The 20,243-nt window shown below is 45.8% G+C and carries 21 protein-coding genes and 1 pseudogene; 19 read left to right on the top strand and 3 right to left on the bottom strand.

Annotation, left to right across the window (positions count from 1 at the left end):
- Nucleotides 1–545: 545 nt before the first annotated feature.
- From D9741_RS23650 to flhC, 4 genes and pseudogenes are all read left to right on the top strand, one after another.
- Nucleotides 546–692, top strand: a pseudogene (locus D9741_RS23650) (IS3 family transposase); the annotation flags it as partial.
- A 325-nt stretch (nucleotides 693–1,017) separates the two neighbouring features.
- A complete protein-coding gene (locus tag D9741_RS20115) occupies nucleotides 1,018–1,650 on the top strand; it encodes a response regulator transcription factor (RefSeq protein ID WP_130209557.1) in 633 nt (210 codons plus the stop codon).
- A gap of 1,109 nt (nucleotides 1,651–2,759) precedes the next feature.
- Nucleotides 2,760–3,107, top strand: coding sequence for a flagellar transcriptional regulator FlhD (flhD, locus tag D9741_RS20110; RefSeq protein ID WP_130209555.1), 348 nt, complete (start codon nucleotides 2,760–2,762; stop codon nucleotides 3,105–3,107).
- 10 nt (nucleotides 3,108–3,117) lie between these two features.
- Entirely contained in the window at nucleotides 3,118–3,669 is a 552-nt protein-coding gene (gene flhC, locus D9741_RS20105; protein WP_130209553.1) for a flagellar transcriptional regulator FlhC, read from the top strand.
- Between the two features lie 122 nt (nucleotides 3,670–3,791).
- Here the strand turns inward: flhC and flgN are convergent, their stop codons facing one another.
- The 3 genes from flgN to flgA form a co-directional block, all read right to left on the bottom strand.
- The gene (gene flgN, locus D9741_RS20100; protein WP_130209551.1) at nucleotides 3,792–4,238 is read right to left on the bottom strand and encodes a flagellar export chaperone FlgN; all 447 of its coding nucleotides are present in this window, start codon (nucleotides 4,236–4,238) and stop codon (nucleotides 3,792–3,794) included.
- Between the two features lie 15 nt (nucleotides 4,239–4,253).
- The gene (gene flgM / locus D9741_RS20095; protein ID WP_130209549.1) at nucleotides 4,254–4,547 is read right to left on the bottom strand and encodes a flagellar biosynthesis anti-sigma factor FlgM; all 294 of its coding nucleotides are present in this window, start codon (nucleotides 4,545–4,547) and stop codon (nucleotides 4,254–4,256) included.
- Between the two features lie 68 nt (nucleotides 4,548–4,615).
- Nucleotides 4,616–5,314, bottom strand: coding sequence for a flagellar basal body P-ring formation chaperone FlgA (gene flgA, locus D9741_RS20090; protein WP_130209547.1), 699 nt, complete (start codon nucleotides 5,312–5,314; stop codon nucleotides 4,616–4,618).
- A 277-nt stretch (nucleotides 5,315–5,591) separates the two neighbouring features.
- Here flgA and flgB point away from each other — a divergent pair, with 277 nt between their 5' ends.
- The 15 genes from flgB to motB form a co-directional block, all read left to right on the top strand.
- Nucleotides 5,592–6,005, top strand: coding sequence for a flagellar basal body rod protein FlgB (gene flgB, locus D9741_RS20085; protein ID WP_130209651.1), 414 nt, complete (start codon nucleotides 5,592–5,594; stop codon nucleotides 6,003–6,005).
- 8 nt (nucleotides 6,006–6,013) lie between these two features.
- Nucleotides 6,014–6,418 (top strand): flagellar basal body rod protein FlgC, encoded by a 405-nt coding sequence (gene flgC, locus D9741_RS20080; protein WP_130209545.1) that lies wholly within the window; start codon nucleotides 6,014–6,016, stop codon nucleotides 6,416–6,418.
- Nucleotides 6,419–6,428: 10 nt separating this feature from the next.
- Complete coding sequence (locus D9741_RS20075) at nucleotides 6,429–7,142, top strand: flagellar hook capping FlgD N-terminal domain-containing protein (protein WP_130209543.1); 714 nt, start codon at nucleotides 6,429–6,431, stop codon at nucleotides 7,140–7,142.
- 33 nt (nucleotides 7,143–7,175) lie between these two features.
- Nucleotides 7,176–8,384 (top strand): flagellar hook protein FlgE, encoded by a 1,209-nt coding sequence (gene flgE, locus D9741_RS20070; RefSeq protein ID WP_130209541.1) that lies wholly within the window; start codon nucleotides 7,176–7,178, stop codon nucleotides 8,382–8,384.
- A 9-nt stretch (nucleotides 8,385–8,393) separates the two neighbouring features.
- Nucleotides 8,394–9,131, top strand: a complete 738-nt coding sequence (locus D9741_RS20065; protein ID WP_130209539.1) for a flagellar basal body rod protein FlgF — start codon at nucleotides 8,394–8,396, stop codon at nucleotides 9,129–9,131.
- Between the two features lie 23 nt (nucleotides 9,132–9,154).
- Nucleotides 9,155–9,937 carry a flagellar basal-body rod protein FlgG gene (gene flgG / locus D9741_RS20060; protein ID WP_130209537.1) on the top strand — a complete coding sequence of 261 codons (783 nt, stop codon included), beginning with the start codon at nucleotides 9,155–9,157 and terminating at the stop codon, nucleotides 9,935–9,937.
- Between the two features lie 55 nt (nucleotides 9,938–9,992).
- Nucleotides 9,993–10,706, top strand: coding sequence for a flagellar basal body L-ring protein FlgH (locus D9741_RS20055; protein ID WP_130209535.1), 714 nt, complete (start codon nucleotides 9,993–9,995; stop codon nucleotides 10,704–10,706).
- Nucleotides 10,707–10,774: 68 nt separating this feature from the next.
- The gene (locus D9741_RS20050) at nucleotides 10,775–11,836 is read left to right on the top strand and encodes a flagellar basal body P-ring protein FlgI (protein WP_276319617.1); all 1,062 of its coding nucleotides are present in this window, start codon (nucleotides 10,775–10,777) and stop codon (nucleotides 11,834–11,836) included.
- Entirely contained in the window at nucleotides 11,836–12,786 is a 951-nt protein-coding gene (flgJ, locus tag D9741_RS20045; protein ID WP_165382767.1) for a flagellar assembly peptidoglycan hydrolase FlgJ, read from the top strand. The genes D9741_RS20050 and flgJ overlap by 1 nt, the downstream gene beginning before the upstream one ends.
- 98 nt (nucleotides 12,787–12,884) lie before the next feature.
- Complete coding sequence (flgK, locus tag D9741_RS20040) at nucleotides 12,885–14,522, top strand: flagellar hook-associated protein FlgK (RefSeq protein WP_130209531.1); 1,638 nt, start codon at nucleotides 12,885–12,887, stop codon at nucleotides 14,520–14,522.
- Between the two features lie 36 nt (nucleotides 14,523–14,558).
- Nucleotides 14,559–15,494: a flagellar hook-associated protein FlgL gene (flgL, locus tag D9741_RS20035; RefSeq protein ID WP_130209529.1), complete on the top strand. Its 936-nt coding sequence runs from the start codon at nucleotides 14,559–14,561 to the stop codon at nucleotides 15,492–15,494.
- Nucleotides 15,495–15,590: 96 nt separating this feature from the next.
- Nucleotides 15,591–17,243, top strand: coding sequence for a methyl-accepting chemotaxis protein (locus D9741_RS20030; protein WP_130209527.1), 1,653 nt, complete (start codon nucleotides 15,591–15,593; stop codon nucleotides 17,241–17,243).
- Nucleotides 17,244–17,418: 175 nt separating this feature from the next.
- On the top strand, nucleotides 17,419–18,156 hold the full coding sequence (locus tag D9741_RS20025) for an RNA polymerase sigma factor FliA (protein WP_130209525.1): 738 nt from the start codon (nucleotides 17,419–17,421) through the stop codon (nucleotides 18,154–18,156).
- Between the two features lie 237 nt (nucleotides 18,157–18,393).
- Complete coding sequence (motA, locus tag D9741_RS20020) at nucleotides 18,394–19,287, top strand: flagellar motor stator protein MotA (RefSeq protein ID WP_130209523.1); 894 nt, start codon at nucleotides 18,394–18,396, stop codon at nucleotides 19,285–19,287.
- Nucleotides 19,284–20,243, top strand: a 960-nt coding sequence (gene motB, locus D9741_RS23420) for a flagellar motor protein MotB (RefSeq protein ID WP_165383468.1), incomplete at its 3' end; no start/stop codon positions are given. The genes motA and motB, both read left to right, overlap by 4 nt.

The raw sequence follows: 20,243 nt of genomic DNA, 5'->3' as shown, positions 1-20,243 counted from the left end.
CTCCAAGTTTGGGCACCCAGTCCATATAACCGAGCTAATAGCACAAGAAAACAGCTGTTGATATGCTGTGCGTAACCTGTGTATACACCTGTATAAATCTATAAGGGCATCCGTATGTCATTATAAAATAAAGAAAAAATACATTATCGCTATCGTTTAATTTTATAGAGAGTGCTCACTATAGCTTATACAGACTGCAAACTACAGCCTGGGTTTATCTCGCTACAGCATATATGAATGCAGGCTATAGTTTATAATTTACAAACTATAGCTTATCAAGATCGCCCGGAAGTCAATGTTGACGGAGGCTACAGCGATCTGGGATCTATTTAGGATCTTAAAAGGATCTACTTAGGATCAACTACTGTGATCTAAACGAATAAAGTAATTATGAGTAATGAGCAGAAAAGTTCATCGCCAGAACCCGGGAATGACAAGAGACATCAGCTGATTATCTGAAGGTAAAGTGTGCCAGGCAATCATCATCAACCTGAGGCCACATACGATTACTACCGGTACGCATCATCTCGTACGACGGGAAGACGTCCTGTAATACCCTGTAAATAGCGCTGTAGAGACGTGAGAGGCCTCAAAACGTCACAGTACACTGATGTGGTAGCCAATACGGTTCAACTGACTATCAGGCGCTGCTGGAGCAGCATAATCTGTACAGACGAATGAGCAAGAAAGGTTACTGGATGATAAAACTGTGTGAAGAAAAGTCACAATTGGAAGGTATTAAACAACAAATAAACATCATAAAAAATAACTCAATAGCATTGAACGAATAACAACAACAAAAATTGAGATCATATATTTATGAAAATAAAAACAGAGCTTATTACATTAAGCACATAGTTAGTCATTAATAAATTATCAGAAAAATATAAAAGTAGTTATGAACTATAAATCATATTTCCATCATGACTATATAACTAGTCCTATTTACAATCAATAGGGTTAATCACCTAAAATTTATAAGGTGATCCAGGGATTTGCCGGAAAAGGAAGAAGACAATGAAGAAAATTAGTGTGGTGGTAGCTGATAAATATCCACTGATGTTAAAGGGAATAGTAACATTCTTATCAAAGTATCCATCTATTTATGAAGTATCATCTACCTTCACTGATGCTCTGAGTGCAGCTGAGTATTGTTCACAATATCAGCCAGATGTATTGATTCTTGGTGAGTTCTCTGACGGTCTGGGGGGCATTGAACTTATACGCTGGATACACTCTATGAGAATAAAATCAAAATTAATATCATATATGGAAAAAAAACCATATATAGATGCAAACAAATTCATTGATGCCGGTGCTATGGGGGTTGTCTGGAAGACCAGTCCTCCTGAAAATTTAAACCACGCGATTGAAAATATTTATAATAATACTCATTATTTCGATGATGGTTTGCTTCAGACATCGCCCGTCACAAGAAAACCCGTCCCTTGTAATTTTCTGACTATGCGTGAAAGACAAATTCTGCAACTTATTGCAGATGGGCAAACAAATAAACATATCGCAAAAATTTTGGACGTCAGTAATAAAACTGTTGAAACACACCGCTTAAATCTGATGAAAAAAATGGATGTTCATAGTGGAATTGAACTTCTAAAAGTAGGTCTGAGAATGGGTGTATGTACCATATAGTGTATAAGGGAAAGGTATAGCGCCTGGTAGTTAGTATAAATTTCGCTCGTTTCGGGTGTTTTTAGCTCTATAGGAGTAAGAGCCTGTCAAGGAAAGCGTTGTCAGAATACTGTCACTGTAGTGGTCATATGATTGTGACCACTATTCTACGGCAAGAGCAATAACCGCACTCTGATTCTTCACATGTCAGCCCGCCGTTGGAAAAAGAGAGAGCCGACACAATAGTCGTCGCCCACTACATAACCTCTGTTTTACTGCCAGACCTTGTCTTTAGTCGCTTAACCATTTACGGGACCCCATTTTGTTTCCAGACGTCTGAAGAGCTCTTCATGGCGCTTTTCGTCCTGCTATTCCCTGCTGACTGGTGATGCAGCCCCTGACGTTTTCGTCTGAGATACTCCAGCCAACGTTTATCACTTCACTGTCTTTCCTGTCTGAATAACCTGATATCAACGAAAATCGGCAATGCATACAAAAATGGGTATTTGTCTGATAACTCAACTGAAAGGTGGATGACAGCTTTTAAGAATGAAATCTCTCTAAGCCAGTTGAATTTACTGTAAAGTATCATTTGTTAGTACAAGATACTTAATTACAACTTAAATATCATTAGGAATGTTTTTATAGTACACACGTAACATCTTGTTTATATTAGAATAATATTTTATCATGAAATGATTCCTAAGGTCTTTTGATAGCGAGATCATTTGTTTAAAATCTAACTCATGAAATAACTCAACGGCATTTTGCTTTTCTGGAAATAACCCATAGTTATCACCATTCATAAGAGTTATGACCTTTTATGTAAAATTGAAATCATCCTCACAGTGCTGTGATGCCATCTCGACCTATCATAAGAGTGGCATGTCTGCGTATATACTATGATTTTTTTCTTTTAAAATAATATGTTAGATGATTTTTTGCACTTAATAGCAGAAAACCATAGGTTTCCCAACACCAGGATATTATTTTGAAGCAGTCATCTTTAAATATTTATCAGTAAGCCAACCTGATGTGTTCAGTAGAATCAGGCGATAATATAATGTTTTATTTTGTGTCTAAATATTAATAGCTGGGCTCAATAAGAGTCTGTCTGGAGAAATAACATAATGAATGCGATTGAACTTTCTGAACAATCACAAGCAATCCATGATTTGAATCTGACTTACCTTTTATTGGCACAACGATTAATTTTGGAGGATAAAATATCTGCCGGCTTCAGACTGGGACTAAATGAAGCGACAATGGAATCTCTGGTGGGTTTATCTCTTCCTCAGTTGATTAAATTATCGTCTACCGGACAATTAATTTGTCGTTTACGTATAGACAGTGAAATGATACTTAATTGTTTAACCAGAGATTCAAGGATTGATGCTCTGCAACGTATTCACACTGGAATTATTCTTTCCACAGAATTACTGGATTCATTGTCCGAACAGAAAAACATTGCCATCTGAGGGTACGATTATGAGTGATAAAAGCATTATTAATGAAGTTAAGGATGCTCAAATTGCAATGGAACTGATTAATCTTGGCGCAAGAATGCAGGTTCTTGAAAGTGAAACGAATCTGAGTCGTCGGTGGTTATTAAGACTTTATAAAGAAATTAAAGGGTGTTCGCCTGCAAAAGGTATGCTGCCATTTTCTGCTGACTGGTATATGTCATGGGAACAGAACATTCATTCTTCGATTTTCTATAACATCTATCGCTTTTTGCAAAAGAAAAACTTTGGCCGTCCAGTCGAAGTCATGCTTAAAGCTTACCGACTGTATCTGGACCAGATTCAGAAGGAATCCGGTGAGAAGTCTATCCTGAGCTTAACCAGAGCCTGGACGCTGTTACGCTTCATTGACTGCGGAATGGTAGAATTGACGCGTTGTTGCGGTTGCGGTGGCAGTTTTGTCACAACACCAGGATACAGTTTGCACACCTTTACCTGTAGCCTGTGTTTTCCACCTTCTCGCGCAAGCAAAAAAATGAAAGAACAATCAATTGAACATGTAAGCCATGAGATTTAATGAAAACTAATACGCATATCTTCCTGCCATCTGTGGATTTCAAATGCACAGAATGGCAGGGATGGGGGCGATTATAAAGACGTGGAGTGACAGAGGTTTTCTGGCTGCTATCTTCACCAGACTCATACAGAAATCCGGTAACTATTTCCAACGTGATGATGAGAATGATCGCCGTCTTCTCCATAAAGTGATGGCATATTTCCAGTCTGAACTATTAATTTTCGCAGAGTGGTTACTCTTTCCATATGGATTTCGAGTAATTGATTACTCCTTTGATTCAAATCACTTGCACGACGTAGCACCAAAGTAATCCCTTCCCAACGAGTGGCAAGTCTGGCATTATTTTTATAAGGAATATAAAGCTGTGCATTTTTTTCTGCATGCTTACGTTCTTCATCATAAAAATTAATTGCAGCCAACAAACGACTTTTATTATCAGAGATAACCTGAAGCGAGACTGGATTTATTCTCGCGCGGCTGAGCTGGGAAACTTCTTCCAGCAAGGTACCTTCCAGTTCATCAAGAAGTGTTTGCAATTTAATAAGATTTTTTTCTAACTGAACTTTCACTTTGTTACTCCTGGTTTATGAAAATCGAATAATCTCATCAACCAACCGGGCGGCGATATGATCACTGTCCAGGGTTAATTCACCGGCGGCTATTTGCGCAGAGATTTTGGCGAGGCGGGCGTGGTCTACATCGTTGGAATCATCTGAGGTAAATCTGTCAGACAGATGACTTAATTCAACATGCACACTGGCATCTTGATCGTCGGATCGCAGTGATCCACCCTGCGGTTGAGGCTGACGTGAATCCGTTGATTGTCGGATGTCAGCTCCCTGTACAGGAGAGGTCTGGCAAATACGCTCGATACTCATAGTTATCCTGATTCGAAATAATAATGAATGGGTACTATGTATATCGGCGTACAGGGAAATAACTGAAGTCAGTCGTTCTGGCTGATAAATGCCTTACCGTTACCTACGGCTGTCGCCAGCAGGGTTTGCCCGGAGTGCATTTGTACGCGAAATGACTCTCTGAGGGTTGCATTGTCTAATGCTTTTCCGGTGGTATGAATCTCATAATCATCGCCTTTGGTCATCACATCAACTTTTTCACCTGTGTGGATCACCCATTGCTGGCGTAGTTCGCTGAAAGTCAGAGGATGATTTGGTTGTATCCATCGGGTTGGCGTTGCACCAATAATCTTCTGTGGGTCGAGGATGAGATCGGCTGGAAGATGGTCAATATTCCCTCGTTGTGACTGGATATCATTCTGACTTACCGTTTGCCCAGGTGTAAGTTCATGTGCTGCCAGCCAGTATGTCGCCGTGGCACTTACAGAAACCTGGATGAATTTCTGATGTGTTCCGCAAGAGGCAATAATGCTGTGATTGCCGCTTAGTTTTTTTGTATGGCCAGGTAAACGTAATGCCGGGTTTCCACAAAGTGTTGCCAGTTGAGTGGTAGGGGTCAGGATCGTAACCTGTAATTGTGGCATTCCCTGACTATAAGGGGCCAGCAGCAATGCGATACGCGACGACAGCGACTGACCGGTTGACTGTGAGGCATGAGCCAAGATTGTCAGATTAAGATAAACGATCAGGAAAAGTAATAAAACGAGGGGTAAACGTTTAAATAACATTTGTTATCGACCTTTCGTCAGAAAAGCTTTCGACTTAAGACATGCACAATAATATATCCTGAGAAGCAATTTTTTTACTCGCTAATGTGATGCCGTAAAAGCGTTTGTTTGCAGGATAGACATTTCAAAATATATCAAAGTGTTTTTTGTATGCCATTTTGGGGAACAATCTGGTTAATTGACGTCATTGCTGTCGCATATTTGCGTTATGGTTTTTTCGACTTCTCACCATAAAATGCACCGCAATATTGTTAATAAACAAGAAAGGTTTTATCTCATGCTGGATAAACTCGACAGTGAATTCCGGTTTCAGCAGCATGCGTTGAGTCTGCTGACGCAACGCCAGGGCATCCTTGCTTCTAATATCGCGAATGCTGATACACCAGGATATCTCGCACGGGATATCGATTTTTCGCAACAGTTAAAGGAAGCCGTTAACCGCAGTCAGGCGACTGACAATAATATGAGTCTGACGGTCACCTCTGAAAGACATATTGCTGACAGTACGCATTTAATGACTGATCCACGACCTCTTTATCGTATACCCGATCAACCCAGCGCTGATGGTAATACCGTAGATATGGATCGCGAGCGTGTTAATTTTGCAGATAACTCAGTGAAATATCAGTCCAGTTTAACGTTTCTGACATCACAGATTAAAAACATGATGACGGTTGTTAGTCAGGGATAAATAAAATTATGTCACTTCTAAGTATTTTTGATATTTCCGGTTCAGCGATGGCCGCCCAGTCTCAGCGTCTGAACGTCAGCGCCAGTAATATGGCTAATGCCGACAGTATCGCCGGGCCGGACGGTAAACCATATAAAGCCAAACAGGTCATTTTTAGCGTTGATCATGCTGCGGATCAGGAGATCGGCGGAGTGAAAGTCAGTGATGTGGTGGAAAGCGATGCGCCGGATCGTCTGGTCTATGACCCTGACAACCCTCAGTCAGATAACAAAGGCTATCTCCATATGCCGAATGTCGATGTGGTGGGCGAAATGGTTAATACCATCTCAGCTTCCCGCAGTTATCAGGCCAATGTCGACGTAATGAATACCGCGAAAACCATGATGCTCAAAACACTGACTTTGGGTCAGTAAGGAAATAGTAATGTCGGTTTTACCCGTCATGACACAACGCAGTTCTGCCGCAGTTAATAAAGCCAGTCAAGCAGCAACCAGTAATAGCGCGGCCTCCGCCACCAATGGCAGCAGCGCCGAAGATATTATGAATAACTTTATGCAGTTGCTGGTTGCGCAAATGCAGAATCAGGACCCCACCAATCCGATGGATAACAACCAGCTTACGACTCAGCTGGCGCAGTTTAATACGGCGGCGGGTGTGCAGCAGTTGAACGGCACAGTGAATAGCGTCGGGATGCTGGTCACCAGTATGCAGCAGATGAATGCTGCCGAATGGGTAGGGCGCCAGGTATTGGTAGAAGGTGATACCACTGTTTCTACCGCACAGGGTGGCAATAATCAGTTTGCGCTCTCTGTCAATCAGGATGCGAGCGACGTCACTGTCACGCTGACTGATGATGCAGGAAATGCTTACACCGGAAAATTGAAAGATGTTAAAGCCGGCGTGCATGAATATACCCTGGACGATCTCAGTGATTTCGAGCCTTCCGATCCACGCACAGTAAGCGATACGAATTTTACCGTTTCGTATTCCGCTACCAACCCGGACGGCAGCACTCCTGACATCGTGTCGCTGAAAAAATCAAAAGTAGACAGTGTTTCTTTCACCCAGACAGGGGCTGTTCTGCAGTTAGGTAATGATGAGACGGCCACGCTGGCCAATGTCTATCTCATTGAATAATCAATTTCATTATGTTGTTTTTCGGGAAATAAAATGAGTTTTTCACAAGGTCTTAGCGGGTTAAACGCCGCATCACAGGCGCTGGACGTCGTCGGCAACAATATTGCCAACTCGCAAACTGTCGGGTTTAAGTCCGGTTCTATTTCATTTGCCGACGTGTTTGCAGGTTCGCAAATCGGTATGGGCGTTCAGGTCGCTGGCGTTGATCAGAATTTCAGCGATGGTGTTCTTGGCGCTGGCGCCAGCCCGCTGGATATGGGTATTCAGGGCAATGGCTTCTTCCGTATGGAAACCGAAGCGGGGAAAATATTCTATAGCCGTAACGGTCAGTTTAAGACCGATGCCAATGGCTATATCGTGAACAGTCAGGGGATGCGCCTGAGCGGTTATATGGCCATTGGTACACCGCCAACTGTCCAGGCTGGTTCACCGGTCGGGCCTTTGCAGATCCCAACGGGCGCGATGCCGGCAAAAGCCTCTAATGCAGGTAGCCTGAGCGGTAACCTGGATTCCGGAAATACAAAAATTGATACAGTAACGCATCCGTTTAAAACGACTGATGGCGATTCCTATAACTATTCTACCCAAGTGAATGCGTATGACAGCCAGGGTAATGAGCATGCCATTAATGTTTATTTTGTCAAAACGGCAGATAACACATGGTCCGTCTACTCTAATGACTCTACCGCTCCGGGCGCTACACCGCAAAAACTTGACATAACATTTGATTCCAGCGGAAAGCTCGTTACGACCCCCGCAAATCTGAAAGTCGATGGCGCTTCGTACAACGGTGCCGCAGCACTTAACTTCGATCTCGATTTATCCAAACTGTCGCAGCAGGCTTCCGATAACTCGATGGATAGCCCGGAAACTACGGGTTATGCGCCGGGTACGATGACGGGTTATGTCGTTGGCGATAACGGCCAGATTGTTGCTTCTTACAGCAACGGGCAGCAGCAGTTACTGGGCCAGGTTGTTCTGGCTAACTTCAATAACCCAGGCGGGCTGCAGCCAGCAGGGAACAACTGTTGGTCTGCGAGCCCGGAATCCGGCCAGCCGGTCGTTGGGATTTCTGATACCGGGAACCTCGGTACGCTGCGCGGTAACGCACTGGAAGCCTCAAACGTGGATCTGAGTAAAGAGATGGTCAACATGATCGTCTACCAACGCAACTATCAGTCCAACTCTCAGACCATCAAAACACAGTCTGAAGTCCTGCAAACGCTGGTTAACCTGGGTTAATAGCAAAACATGGATCACGCGATATATACCGCTATGGGGGCCGCAACGGCGGCCCTCGATCGCCAGGCCGTGGTGTCTGATAACCTGGCTAATGCCTCGACGCCGGGGTTTCGCGCACAGATTGCCGCTTATCGTGCCGTTCCGGTAGACGGCCCGTCAATGGCGACCCGCACGCTGGTGACCGAATCGACTCCTGGTAGTGACTACTCCTCGGGAACAGTCGAAAAAACCGACCGCACGCTGGATGTCGCGCTGCCAAAAGAAGGGTGGCTGGCAGTACAACTGCCGGATGGTACCGAAGGTTACACCAAAAACGGCAATATCCAGATGACGGCGGACGGGCAACTGCAAGTCCGTGGTCTGCCACTGATGGGCGATGGTGGTCCGCTGACCGTACCTACTCAGGCAAAGTTAACTATCGCGCCAGACGGCACCATTTCTGCGTTGGGTGCCGGTGAAGAACCGTCAGCCGTAGCGCAAACCGGGCGCATCAAGATTGTCAATGCGCTACCAGGCGAACTACAGCACGGCGATGACGGTGTATTCCATACCCGTGATGCCAGTTCGCTGGCGGCGGATACGAGTCTGCAGCTTATGCCGGGGATGCTGGAAGGCAGCAATGTCAGCCCCGTCAATTCAATGGTGAACATGATCACCACCGCGCGCAGCTTTGAAATGAATATGAAGGTCATCACAACCGTTGATGACAATGAACGTAACGCTAATCAGTTATTGAGCGCCAGCTAATCACTGGTAAGGAGTAATAACGCATGATCCGTTCCCTGTGGATTGCAAAAACGGGCCTGGAAGCACAACAGACCAATATGGATGTTATATCCAACAACCTGGCTAACGTAAGTACCAATGGTTTTAAACGTCAGCGAGCTGTATTTGAAGATCTGTTGTACCAGACGCTACGCCAGCCGGGCGCTCAGTCATCTGAACAAACCACTATTCCTTCCGGTTTACAGTTAGGAACAGGGGTAAGACCGGTGGCCACTGAGCGAATTCATAGCCAGGGCAGCCTGGCCCAGACCAACAACTCGAAAGATGTGGCTATTGAAGGGGATGGATTCCTGCAAGTTATGATGCCGGATGGCACCACAGCGTATACCCGTGATGGTTCGTTCCAGCTTGATCAGAACGGTCAACTGGTGACTTCCAGCGGTTATCCGGTTCAGCCGGCGATAAACGTACCGCAGGATGCAAAATCTATCACCATCGGCAACGACGGTATTGTCAGCGTCACCATTGCCGGGCAGGCGCAGCCACAACAGGTTGGGCAGCTTACCCTGAGTACTTTTATCAATGATACCGGTCTGGAAAGCATTGGTGAAAACCTGTACCGGGAGACGCAATCTTCCGGTGCACCGAATGAAACAACACCTGGTCAGAATGGCGCAGGTACGCTGCGACAGGGCTACGTGGAAACGTCGAACGTCAACGTGGCCGAGGAACTGGTCAACATGATTCAGACTCAGCGTGCCTATGAGATTAACAGCAAAGCTGTCTCTACTTCGGACCAGATGCTGCAGCGTTTAACGCAGCTTTGATTTGTGCCTTTGAGCCGCAGGTGGTTTCGCGGCTTTTTTTTATTATGTGATCGTTATGACCTATCCGATAGATTCTGGCCGCTTACTGCGGCGTCTGTTAACGCATGTTGCCCTGGTCGCGCTTCTTTCAGGATGCGCGTATATCCCTCATAAACCGTTGGTCGAAGGTGCAACATCTGTGACGCCGCAGATCCCGTATCAGCCTGCTAATAATGGCGCGATTTTTCAGCCTGGCGGCACGATGAACTATGGCTTTCAGCCGATGTTTGAAGATCGTCGCCCAAGAAATGTGGGTGATACATTGACCATCGTGTTGCAGGAAAATGTCAGCGCCAGCAAAAGTTCGTCTGCCAATGCTTCTCATGGCGGTTCGACAGGGCTTTCATTCAAGACAATCCCGCACTTTATCGAAGGATTGTTTGGTGGCGATCGGGCTAATACGGAGATCAGCGGTAAAAATGAATTCTCGGGTAAAGGCGGTGCGGCTGCTCGAAATACTTTCAGCGGTACGCTCACCGTCACGGTCAGCGATGTCCTCGCTAACGGCAACCTGCGCGTGGTCGGGGAAAAGCAAATAGCGATAAACCAGGGGACTGAGTTTATCCGTTTCACCGGTGTGGTTAACCCACGGACAATCAGTGGTAGCAATACAGTGGTTTCCACGCAGGTTGCCGATGCGCGTATCGAATATGTTGGTAACGGTTATATCAACGAAGCCGAACAAATGGGCTGGTTACAGCGTCTGTTCCTGAATCTTTCTCCGTTCTAAAGGTGTCGGTGATGAATCGTTATTTTTGGCATAAATTTACCCGTCTGACCGGCCTGTTATTGTTAATTATGCTCTCCCTGTCGGTCAGGGCAGAGCGTATCCGCGATTTGGCTTCGTTGTCAGGTGTGCGTGGTAACTCTCTGATGGGGTACGGTCTGGTCGTTGGTCTGGATGGTACAGGCGACCAGACCATGCAAACACCGTTTACGACGCAGACGCTAAACAACATGCTTTCGCAGCTGGGGATCACCGTCCCGCCTGGGTCGAGTATGCAGTTGAAAAACGTTGCTGCAGTAATGGTAACGGCAGAACTGCCGCCTTTTGCCCGTGCGGGTGAAAAATTCGATGTGGTCGTCTCGTCTATGGGTAACGCCAAAAGTTTGCGTGGCGGCACATTGCTGATGACGCCGCTGAAAGGCGCGGATAATCAGATCTATGCGCTGGCGCAGGGCAATTTGCTGGTTTCCGGCGCCGGAGCTCAGAGCCGCGGAAGCAGCGTACAGGTGAATCAGCTCAACGGCGCACGTATTACCGACGGCGCAACCGTTGAACGTGAAGTACCGATGGATTACGCCAACCAGCGCCCGTTAAAACTGTTGCTTAACGCGAGTGATTTCTCTGTTGCCCAGAAGATTAGCGACACCATTAATCGCCGTTTCTATTCCGCAGCTGTGGCTGAAGATGCGCGGACAGTAAAACTGTATGCGCCAAATGGCGAGGCTGCCAGAGTCCGTTTTCTGGCTGCGGTGATGGATTTGTCACTGAATGTTGGTTCCGGAGATGCTCGCGTCATTATTAACTCGCGTACCGGGTCGGTGGTCATAAACCGCCATGTCACACTTGATACCTGTGCTGTTGCCCAGGGAGATCTGAGCGTGGATATCGCCCATTCCAGTCAGGTGAGTCAACCGGACACGCCATTGGCTGGCGGACAGACGGTAGTTGTGCCGCAAACTCAAGTCTCTGTTCGTGAGCAGGGCGGTTCTTTGCAACGTGTCAGCACCAGTGCCGATTTAAGCCATGTAGTACGGGCGCTGAACAGTCTCGGTGCGACGCCGAATGATTTGATGGCGATCCTGCAAGCGATGAATGACGCCGGTTGCCTGCACGCACGCCTGGAGATCAATTAATGAACAGCCTGTCAATGATATCTAATGGTGCCGCATTTGATGAACATAGCCTTGACGGGCTTAAGCGGGACGTAAAAAGTAATTCGGCAAACGGTCTGAGAGCCGCGGCACAACAACTCGAAGGGTTGTTTGTACAGATGATGCTGAAGAGTATGCGCGATGCCTCGTTGGGAAGCGGGGCGATGGATTCACAACAGTCCTCGATGTTTACTTCGATGTTCGATCAGCAAATTTCGCAGAACATCGCGCAAACGGGGAAACTTGGCTTTGCGGATCAGATGGTCGCCCAGATGGGCGGTGGTGTTCATCCGCATACCGCCACTTCTCAGCCGTATGTCCCGTCCACGTCGCATTTTAATGCGGCGCTGCCTCATTTACCGGCGCATTCTTTCTCGCTATCGCAATTAGTGCCTCGTTCTGTTCGGGAGCTACCCGAAACGGCACTACGGGAAGGGGGCGGTTTTATTTCACGCCTGCTGCAACCTGCTCTGGCCGTTGCCCGCAAAAGTGGGATCCCGCATCAGCTTATTATTGCGCAGGCCGCGCTTGAATCAGGCTGGGGAAATCGTGAAATCCCAACACAAAGCGGCAAACCAAGCCATAACCTGTTTGGCATAAAAGCCGCATCTGACTGGCACGGTGAAACGACGGAAATAACCACCACCGAATATAAACATGGGGTGGCGAATAAGACTAAAGCGCGATTTAAGGTTTATCCGTCTTATACAGCGGCGCTGGAGGATTACGCGTCATTACTGGTTAATAACCCGCGTTACCGACATGTCTGCAATGCCGTAAAACCAGAGGCGGCGGCAAAAGCGCTTCAGTCAGCCGGTTATGCTACCGATCCTGCATACGCACATAAATTAATTAACATTATTCAACAAGTTAAAGGTCGGGCTGAGCATGCTGTGAATGCCTATAACACGGACCTTTCATCAATATTTTAAATACAGTCTTTAGGGAATTTCACTCAGGCCGATTTATTAGTAAAGCAGCGTTTTTATAACCTAAAGATTTCAATCAGCGTCGACATGGCGGGTACTTTATGAATTTATTATATCTGGCTCAGAATGGATTAAGCGCGGCGCAGTGTGCCCTTAACGTCGTCGGAAACAACCTGACGAATGCCGTAACGGCAGGGTATAGCCGTCAAAACATTATGCTTGGAGAAGCGGGCGGCCAGTCTACTAATTATGGTTTTTTTGGTTATGGTGTCGCCGTGGATGACGTTCAGCGCATGTATGACGGATTCCTGAATAATCAGGTACGTGGTGCAACAACAGAATTTACCACCATGCAGGGCCGTTACCAGCAGGTCAGCCAGATTGATGACATGTTAGGGGATGATACCAATAACATCTCCACGACGCTTGGCAATATGTTTACGGCAATGGAAGCGGTCAGTGATAACCCGCTCGATCCTGCTGCGCGTCAGGGTGTATTGTCGCAATTTGAAGCGCTGGCGAATCAGTATCGTTCTAACAGCAAGACTCTGAATGGCCTTGATAAAAATACCAACACGCAAATCAGTCAAAGCGTTGAAGATATCAACTCCTGTACCACTCAGTTAGCAAATCTGAATGCGGAGATCGACAAGATTCATGGCCAGACGGGCGGAATGCCTTCCGATTTACTCGATAAACGCGATCAACTGTTAAATAAACTGAGTACGCAGATCGGCATTAATGTCACGGAAAATAAAGACACGGGCAGTGTGAATGTCTCAATGCAAAACGGCATGTCACTGGTCAATGGCAGTAAGTCTTACAATTTAAAAGCGACTCCGTCAGATAAAAATCCGTCTCAGATGCAGGTTGCTTACATCGATGCCACCGGTAATCCCCAGTTGCTGGATGAAAATGCCACGACAGGTAATCTCGGCGGTTTGTTTAAATTCCGTAATACCGATCTGGTCGATGCCCGTAATCAGCTTAATCAGTTAGCGCTGAAAATGGCGTCGAGATTTAATGAGGTCAATAAAGGTGGCTATGATCATAACGGTAATCACGGTGGCGATATTTTCAGTCTCGATGCTCCGCAGGCAACAGGCTATAACTCTAATAGCGGCAGTGCTTCCCTGGGAGTGACCATAGATAACGCCTCAGCGGTTAATGCCGAAGATTATACTATCACCTGGAATGGCACATCTAATGCCTGGGAAGTGAAAAACAGCGAGGGTAAAGCCGTTACGCCAACCGTTAATCCTGGTGGTTCACTCTCATTTGACGGCATCACCGTGACACCGACAGGTACACCCAATGATGGTGACAGCTTTACGCTGAATCCTGCTTCCGGCGCGGCAGATAGCATTAAAGTGGCGATTACCGATGGCGATGGAATTGCTGCCTCCGACTCGCAAGATGTGACAGACCAAAGCAACAACAAAAATATTGCGATACTGCTCGGTCTTAAGGATGAAAAGATTGTCGGAGATATGACCCTGACCGGTGCTTATGCCAACCTGGTAAGTTCTGTGGGATCGACGGTCAGCACCCTTCAGGCAGAACAGGATACCGCCGGAAAAGCCTGCGACCAGTGGGCAATGCAACAGCAGGCGGTTTCAGGGGTAGATATGAATGAGGAATACGTCAACTTACAGATGTTTTCTCAATATTATCAGGCCAATGCCGAAGTGCTTAAAACAGCTAACAGTCTTTTTGACACACTGTTAAGCCTTAAATAATACGTCACTGACATATTCTATTTTGAGATAATCGCTATGCGCCTTAGCACCAGTTTTATGTATCAGCGTCAGTTAGACAGTATGTCTAAAGCCATGACCAATTATAACGATCTCTCCGTGCGCCTTTCTGCCGGTCAGACTCTGTTGAAACCGTCTGACGATCCAGGTCAGGCATCACAGGCGGTGATGTATCAAAATGCGCTTTCACGTCTGGGCGAGTTTGATACTGCAAGAAAATATGCTCAGGATGCCCTCGGGCAGGAAGATAACACGCTGACGTCTATATCCGGCTTACTGACCGAAGACCTTGCTGGCAAAATTGTTCAGGCGGGATCTGAAACGTACAGCAAAGCGGACCGCGAAGCGCTGGCGACAGAATTATCCGGGATCCGCAGCCGTTTGCTCGACCTGGCGAACAGCAAAAACAGCGATGGACAGTACATTTTTGCGGGCTATAAAACAGGTGCTGCACCGTTTCAGGCCGATGGCACCTACGTTGGCGGTACGACGCCAATGACACAGAATGTGTCAGACAGTACGGAAATGCAGACCGGTACGACAGGTGATGCGCTTTTCCCGACTGATGCGGTAACGGGCGATAATATCCTGCAATCCTTACAGAAGACCATTGACGCGTTAAATAATCTGCCGGAAAACCCGACCAACGCTGACCGTAAAACGTTTGAAGCAACCATTGGGCAAACCAATACTGATGTACATAAAGCCATTGATAACCTGGGAAAAATCCAGGCGCGTGTAGGCTCAAGCCTGCAACAGCTGGAAACGCTGGGAAGCAGTGCTGATACTCAGGCGATTACCGTACAGAGTCGACTGCAGGAATCAACCGGTTCTGACTGGGACACCATGATCAGCGTATTATCTGAATCGAAAATGTCTGAATTTGCTTTAAATTCATCCATGAGCGTTTTTCAGGCAATGCAGCAGCTTTCTATATTCAAAACGCTTGGGTAAATATTGAACCCTGACCTGATTCAGGGAAGGGGAAATATATCTATTATTAGGGTAATCACTTACCAGTAGGGTATTTTTTACTTTGGTTAAGAAATCATGTTAAAACACTTTAATATTTCGACCTGGATGAATATCCTGCTGGGTATGTTCATCTTATTTCTCGTGTTGGTATCCGGTTTGAGTTATGTGAACTCAAATAACGCATCAAGGAATTTTGACAGAGCCATCTTATCTCTGGATAAGAATGAATCTCTGATGATGGCGGCTATCTATACGCTTGACAGTTTCAGCGGAATTAATTCGCTGATGATGCACAATATTACCAAACAAGAAATTACTCAGGATGAAATAGATACTTATCGTGATGTGTTAAATAAATCACGTAAGCTAATCAGCCAGTTTATGGATAAGCCGTTCACCACCCAGGAAGAACATAACCGGGCGCTGGTTGTCAAAAAAAGCTTTGAGGATGCTCTGGACAGAGAAACCAATAAAATGGGATTCATCACGCATCCGGAAGATTATCCAGGCAATATCGTTGCTGACGATATGGACGTGCAACATGCATTACGCACTAGTATTGACGCTTATCTGGACGAAGCCGCTCGTGTTACCAACAAATTTAATGTCGAGTCAGACATAGAAACGCAAAGAATAACCACCATCTCGGTGATTACGCTATTGCTGGGCTTTGTAATATTTTTAGTTTCGCGGATCTGGTTGAAACGCAATCTTTTTCAACGACTTGAGATGGCAAAAGAGGCGTTCAGGGCAATAGCCAGCGGCGACCTGAGCCATCAGACAAAAATTGGTAATCTGAATGAAATCGGCTTAATGCTGGCTGAAGTTGAAAAAATGCGTTTGTCGCTGACGGAAACGGTTAATGGCATCCGTGGCGGCGTGAAGCAGATTTACCATAATGTTCATGAAATTGCTAGTAGCAACAATGACTTGTCATCACGCACGGAAGAACAGGCTTCTGCACTGCAGCAAACTGCTGCCAGTATGGAAGAGCTAAAAATCACCGTTCGTCAGAACGCCGATAACGCCCACAGCGCCAGACAACTTGCAGAAAGCGCCAGCATTAGCGCACGCAACGGCGGTGATGTGATGAGTAATCTTGACGGAATTATGCGTGAAATATCAGACAGTTCCCGCCAGATTGCAGATATCAACGGCGTTATCGACAGCATTGCTAATCAGACCAATATTCTGGCGTTGAACGCGGCAGTAGAAGCGGCGCGTGCAGGTGAACAGGGGCGCGGGTTTGCCGTTGTTGCCGGTGAAGTTCGCAACCTGGCTAAACGTAGCGCAGATGCAGCAAAAGAGATTCGTTTGCTGATTAATACTTGTGTCGCCAACATGAATACCGGTTCTCAGGAGATGGTTGTCGCCGGGGAATCGATGAAGGAGATCGTCAAATCTGTCATTCAGGTTACTGATATCATGGCAGAAATTACCTCAGCTTCTGATGAGCAAAGTATCGGCATAAGCCAGATTGCGCAGGCAATCAATGAAATGGATCTGGTTACGCAACAAAATGCTGCGATGGTAGAGCAGGCCGCTAAAACCACCAGTGATGTCGAAACGAATGCCGGGGAATTGGATAATATGGTTTCTTCTTTTGTTGTCGAAGAAGAAAAAGATAAACGTTCCTGGAATGTTAAAAAACAAACCAGAAAACATGTATTACCTGATGTATCGAAAAAAACACCAATTCAGTCAGATGATGAGTGGGAATCATTCTAAATTAAAATAATAGTAAGATACATATCAGGATAATTATTAGGTATATAAAAGATGAATTTACCTTTGATTATTGAAGTCCTGATATGTTTCACTTTAATCGCTTTTATCAGGCTATGTGATTACCCGGGAATGCCGAATAATAAGCCTTCATTGTAATAATACGGAATATGGTAAAGTGAAGGGGTTATATAATCTGGCTGTAACATATAATAAGAGTGATTTATGGGCGCAATTTGGCGGATTGGTCCGCCACGAAGCCCTTAAATTGCAAGCTCGACTCCCTGCCGGGGTTGAACTGGATGACCTGATGCAGGCTGGTGCAATAGCAGTGATGAACGCAGTCGATCAGTTTGATCCCAGTATGGGGGTGAAACTGAAAGTTTTTCTGGCGCAGCGTGTTCGCTGGGCATTCATTGATGAACTGCGTGAAAATGACTGGGCGCCGCGCCGCATAAGGCGAAAATCGCGTGAAGTTAGCGCAGCGATAGCTCGCGTGGAACAGCGAACCGGCAATGCAGCGACAGAACAAGAAGTCGCAGCGGAACTGGAAATGTCGCTGCAGGATTACCAGACTGTTTTACAGGAAACAAACTCAAGCCTGATATGTTCGCTTGATGAGCTGATGGAAGATGGGGTTGAAGGGTTCGAACTTTCTGAATTTCAAACTGATGAGGAAAATCCTTTAAACGATATTCTGCGTAAAGATCTTATGCAGAAAATTAGTGAAGAAATTCAGCAGTTACCCGAGCGAGAGCAGTTTCTATTAAATCTGTATTATCAGCAGGATCTTAATATGAAAGAGATTGGCCTCTTGTTATCTGTGACAGAAACACGCATCAGCCAATTACACAGTCAGACAATCAAAAGATTAAGAGCAAGGCTTGAAATGCATGCAGATATTAATCTGCAATAACTTGATGTCCTGAGGTTGGTCATTCAGTTACAGATATTATTATCTAATATGTGATTGTCGTACCTCCTGTACAGATATGCAACCATGAGCATTCGCCTTCGTGATTTTATTATCACGATAGAGATTTCTCTTTGTCGTTGTTTACGCTGCCGTCGGGATGTTCGGTAGTTTTTCATCGTAGTGAACATCTCTGTCAGCCTTTTTTATACCAGGCATGACCGATGGTAAGGAGCGAACATGCTTGTTTTATTAGGATATTTTGTAGTTTTTGTGACTGTGTTTGGTGGTTATGTCCTCGCCGGAGGATATCTGATGTCATTATATCAGCCAACCGAATTTTTGATTATCGCTGGCGCAGGTCTGGGTGCATTTATCGTTGGTAATAATGGCAAGGCTATTCGTTCAACTATAAAAACATTTCCTGTCTTATTCCGGGCTAAGGCACTTTACTCAAAAGAAATGTACATGGATTTACTGGCCATGATGTTTTTACTGCTAAGTAAAGGACGTCAAAAAGGGCTAATGTCACTGGAAAATGATATTGAAGATCCTGAAAGCAGTGATATTTTTTCTTCTTATCCCCGCTTATTGAAAGATAAAAGCGTGATGAATTTTATGGTTGATTACCTGCGACTGATGATCAGTGGCAGTATGAACGCCTTTGAAATGGAATCTTTAATGGATGAGGAAATTGAAACCTGCGAAATGGAATATGAAACAACGGTTCACAGTTTGCAGACTGCAGGTGATGCTTTACCGGCATTCGGTATTGTGGCGGCCGTTATGGGGGTCGTAAACGCCCTTAGCGCAGTAGATAAACCCGCCGCTGAACTTGGTGCTTTGATAGCCCATGCGATGGTGGGAACCTTTTTAGGGATCCTACTGGCCTATGGTTTGGTGCTTCCGCTGGCGTCTCTGTTACGGCAGAAAAGTGCCGAGCAAATAAAAATGCTTCAGTGTATTAAAACTACGTTGCTGTCATGTATTCATGGTTCTGCGCCGCAAATTGCGGTTGAGTTCGGTCGAAAAACCCTCTTTACCAGCGAACGTCCGGGCTTTGCCGAGCTTGAGGAACATGTTCGCCAGGCGAAATATTCGGCCAATAATTCTTCCACAGGTGAGGCCCCATGAAGAACAACGGGACCGGCAACATTGTTGTTGTAAGACGCTCAGGTAATAAAAAAGAAGGTTTACATGGTGGTTCGTGGAAAATCGCTTATGCCGATTTTATGACTGCCATGATGTCCTTTTTTTTGGTTATGTGGCTGGTTTCTTCCTCCACGCCAGAGCAGCGTCATCAGCTTGCAGAGTATTTCAAAATCCCCATCGGCGTACCTATGGCCGAACATGGCGACAAAGATACTCAGAGCCAAAGTATTATTCCCGGCGGTGGCGAGGATGTTGTTCATCAGAATGGGGAAGTTCAGAAAACTGTTTTGCAAAAGCAGGAAGATCATTTCTATTCGGGAAATAAAACGCTGAAGCATGCAGAGTCAAAGCTGCACGACATCATGAAGACGGATGCCCGTCTGAACAAATTCCGTTCAAATTTACGTTTATCGTTGACCCCGAATGGACTGTTGATACAGATAACGGACAGCCAGGAACGCCCGATGTTTAAAGTTGGTAGCTGGACACCGGAAACCTATATGGTCGGAATTCTGGAGGCATTAGTGCCTGTTTTGAACCAATTACCGAATCACATAATGGTAACCGGACATACTGATTCGTTGCCTTATGCCGGCGGCGACGCAGGCTATAGCAACTGGGAACTTTCCGTTGATCGTGCTAACGCGGCGAGAAGAATACTTATTAATCATGGTCTGGAAGTTGGCAAATTCTTACAGGTTATCGGTGATGCTGACAGTATGAATCAGACCGGTACAGCGAAAGACGATCCCGTCAACCGTCGCATCAGTATCCTCGTGCTGAGTGAAGAGAAAGAACAAGAAATTATGAACGAGGATAAGTTGCTTAACAGTGATGTGACAGAACAAAAACTCTCTGCGCCATCCAGCAAACCTGATATTGCGCCATCCAGCAAACCTGATATTGCGCCATCCAGTAAACCTGATATTGCGCCATCC

This window comes from Escherichia sp. E14V7 (genome assembly GCF_004212225.1).
GTDB lineage: Bacteria > Pseudomonadota > Gammaproteobacteria > Enterobacterales > Enterobacteriaceae > Escherichia.
This window is presented reverse-complemented; position numbering and strand designations above follow the sequence as displayed.

Excerpts from the sequence above, each read along its gene's own strand:
- D9741_RS20115 (WP_130209557.1), top strand. The coding sequence starts at position 1,018 with ATGAAGAAAATTAGTGTGGTGGTAGCTGATAAATATCCACTGATGTTA.
- flhD (WP_130209555.1), top strand. The coding sequence starts at position 2,760 with ATGAATGCGATTGAACTTTCTGAACAATCACAAGCAATCCATGATTTG.
- flhC (WP_130209553.1), top strand. The coding sequence starts at position 3,118 with ATGAGTGATAAAAGCATTATTAATGAAGTTAAGGATGCTCAAATTGCA.
- flgM (WP_130209549.1), bottom strand. The coding sequence starts at position 4,547 with ATGAGTATCGAGCGTATTTGCCAGACCTCTCCTGTACAGGGAGCTGAC.
- flgA (WP_130209547.1), bottom strand. The coding sequence starts at position 5,314 with ATGTTATTTAAACGTTTACCCCTCGTTTTATTACTTTTCCTGATCGTT.
- flgB (WP_130209651.1), top strand. The coding sequence starts at position 5,592 with ATGCTGGATAAACTCGACAGTGAATTCCGGTTTCAGCAGCATGCGTTG.
- flgC (WP_130209545.1), top strand. The coding sequence starts at position 6,014 with ATGTCACTTCTAAGTATTTTTGATATTTCCGGTTCAGCGATGGCCGCC.
- D9741_RS20075 (WP_130209543.1), top strand. The coding sequence starts at position 6,429 with ATGTCGGTTTTACCCGTCATGACACAACGCAGTTCTGCCGCAGTTAAT.
- flgE (WP_130209541.1), top strand. The coding sequence starts at position 7,176 with ATGAGTTTTTCACAAGGTCTTAGCGGGTTAAACGCCGCATCACAGGCG.
- D9741_RS20065 (WP_130209539.1), top strand. The coding sequence starts at position 8,394 with ATGGATCACGCGATATATACCGCTATGGGGGCCGCAACGGCGGCCCTC.
- flgG (WP_130209537.1), top strand. The coding sequence starts at position 9,155 with ATGATCCGTTCCCTGTGGATTGCAAAAACGGGCCTGGAAGCACAACAG.
- D9741_RS20055 (WP_130209535.1), top strand. The coding sequence starts at position 9,993 with ATGACCTATCCGATAGATTCTGGCCGCTTACTGCGGCGTCTGTTAACG.
- D9741_RS20050 (WP_276319617.1), top strand. The coding sequence starts at position 10,775 with ATGCTCTCCCTGTCGGTCAGGGCAGAGCGTATCCGCGATTTGGCTTCG.
- flgJ (WP_165382767.1), top strand. The coding sequence starts at position 11,836 with ATGAACAGCCTGTCAATGATATCTAATGGTGCCGCATTTGATGAACAT.
- flgK (WP_130209531.1), top strand. The coding sequence starts at position 12,885 with ATGAATTTATTATATCTGGCTCAGAATGGATTAAGCGCGGCGCAGTGT.
- flgL (WP_130209529.1), top strand. The coding sequence starts at position 14,559 with ATGCGCCTTAGCACCAGTTTTATGTATCAGCGTCAGTTAGACAGTATG.
- D9741_RS20030 (WP_130209527.1), top strand. The coding sequence starts at position 15,591 with ATGTTAAAACACTTTAATATTTCGACCTGGATGAATATCCTGCTGGGT.
- motA (WP_130209523.1), top strand. The coding sequence starts at position 18,394 with ATGCTTGTTTTATTAGGATATTTTGTAGTTTTTGTGACTGTGTTTGGT.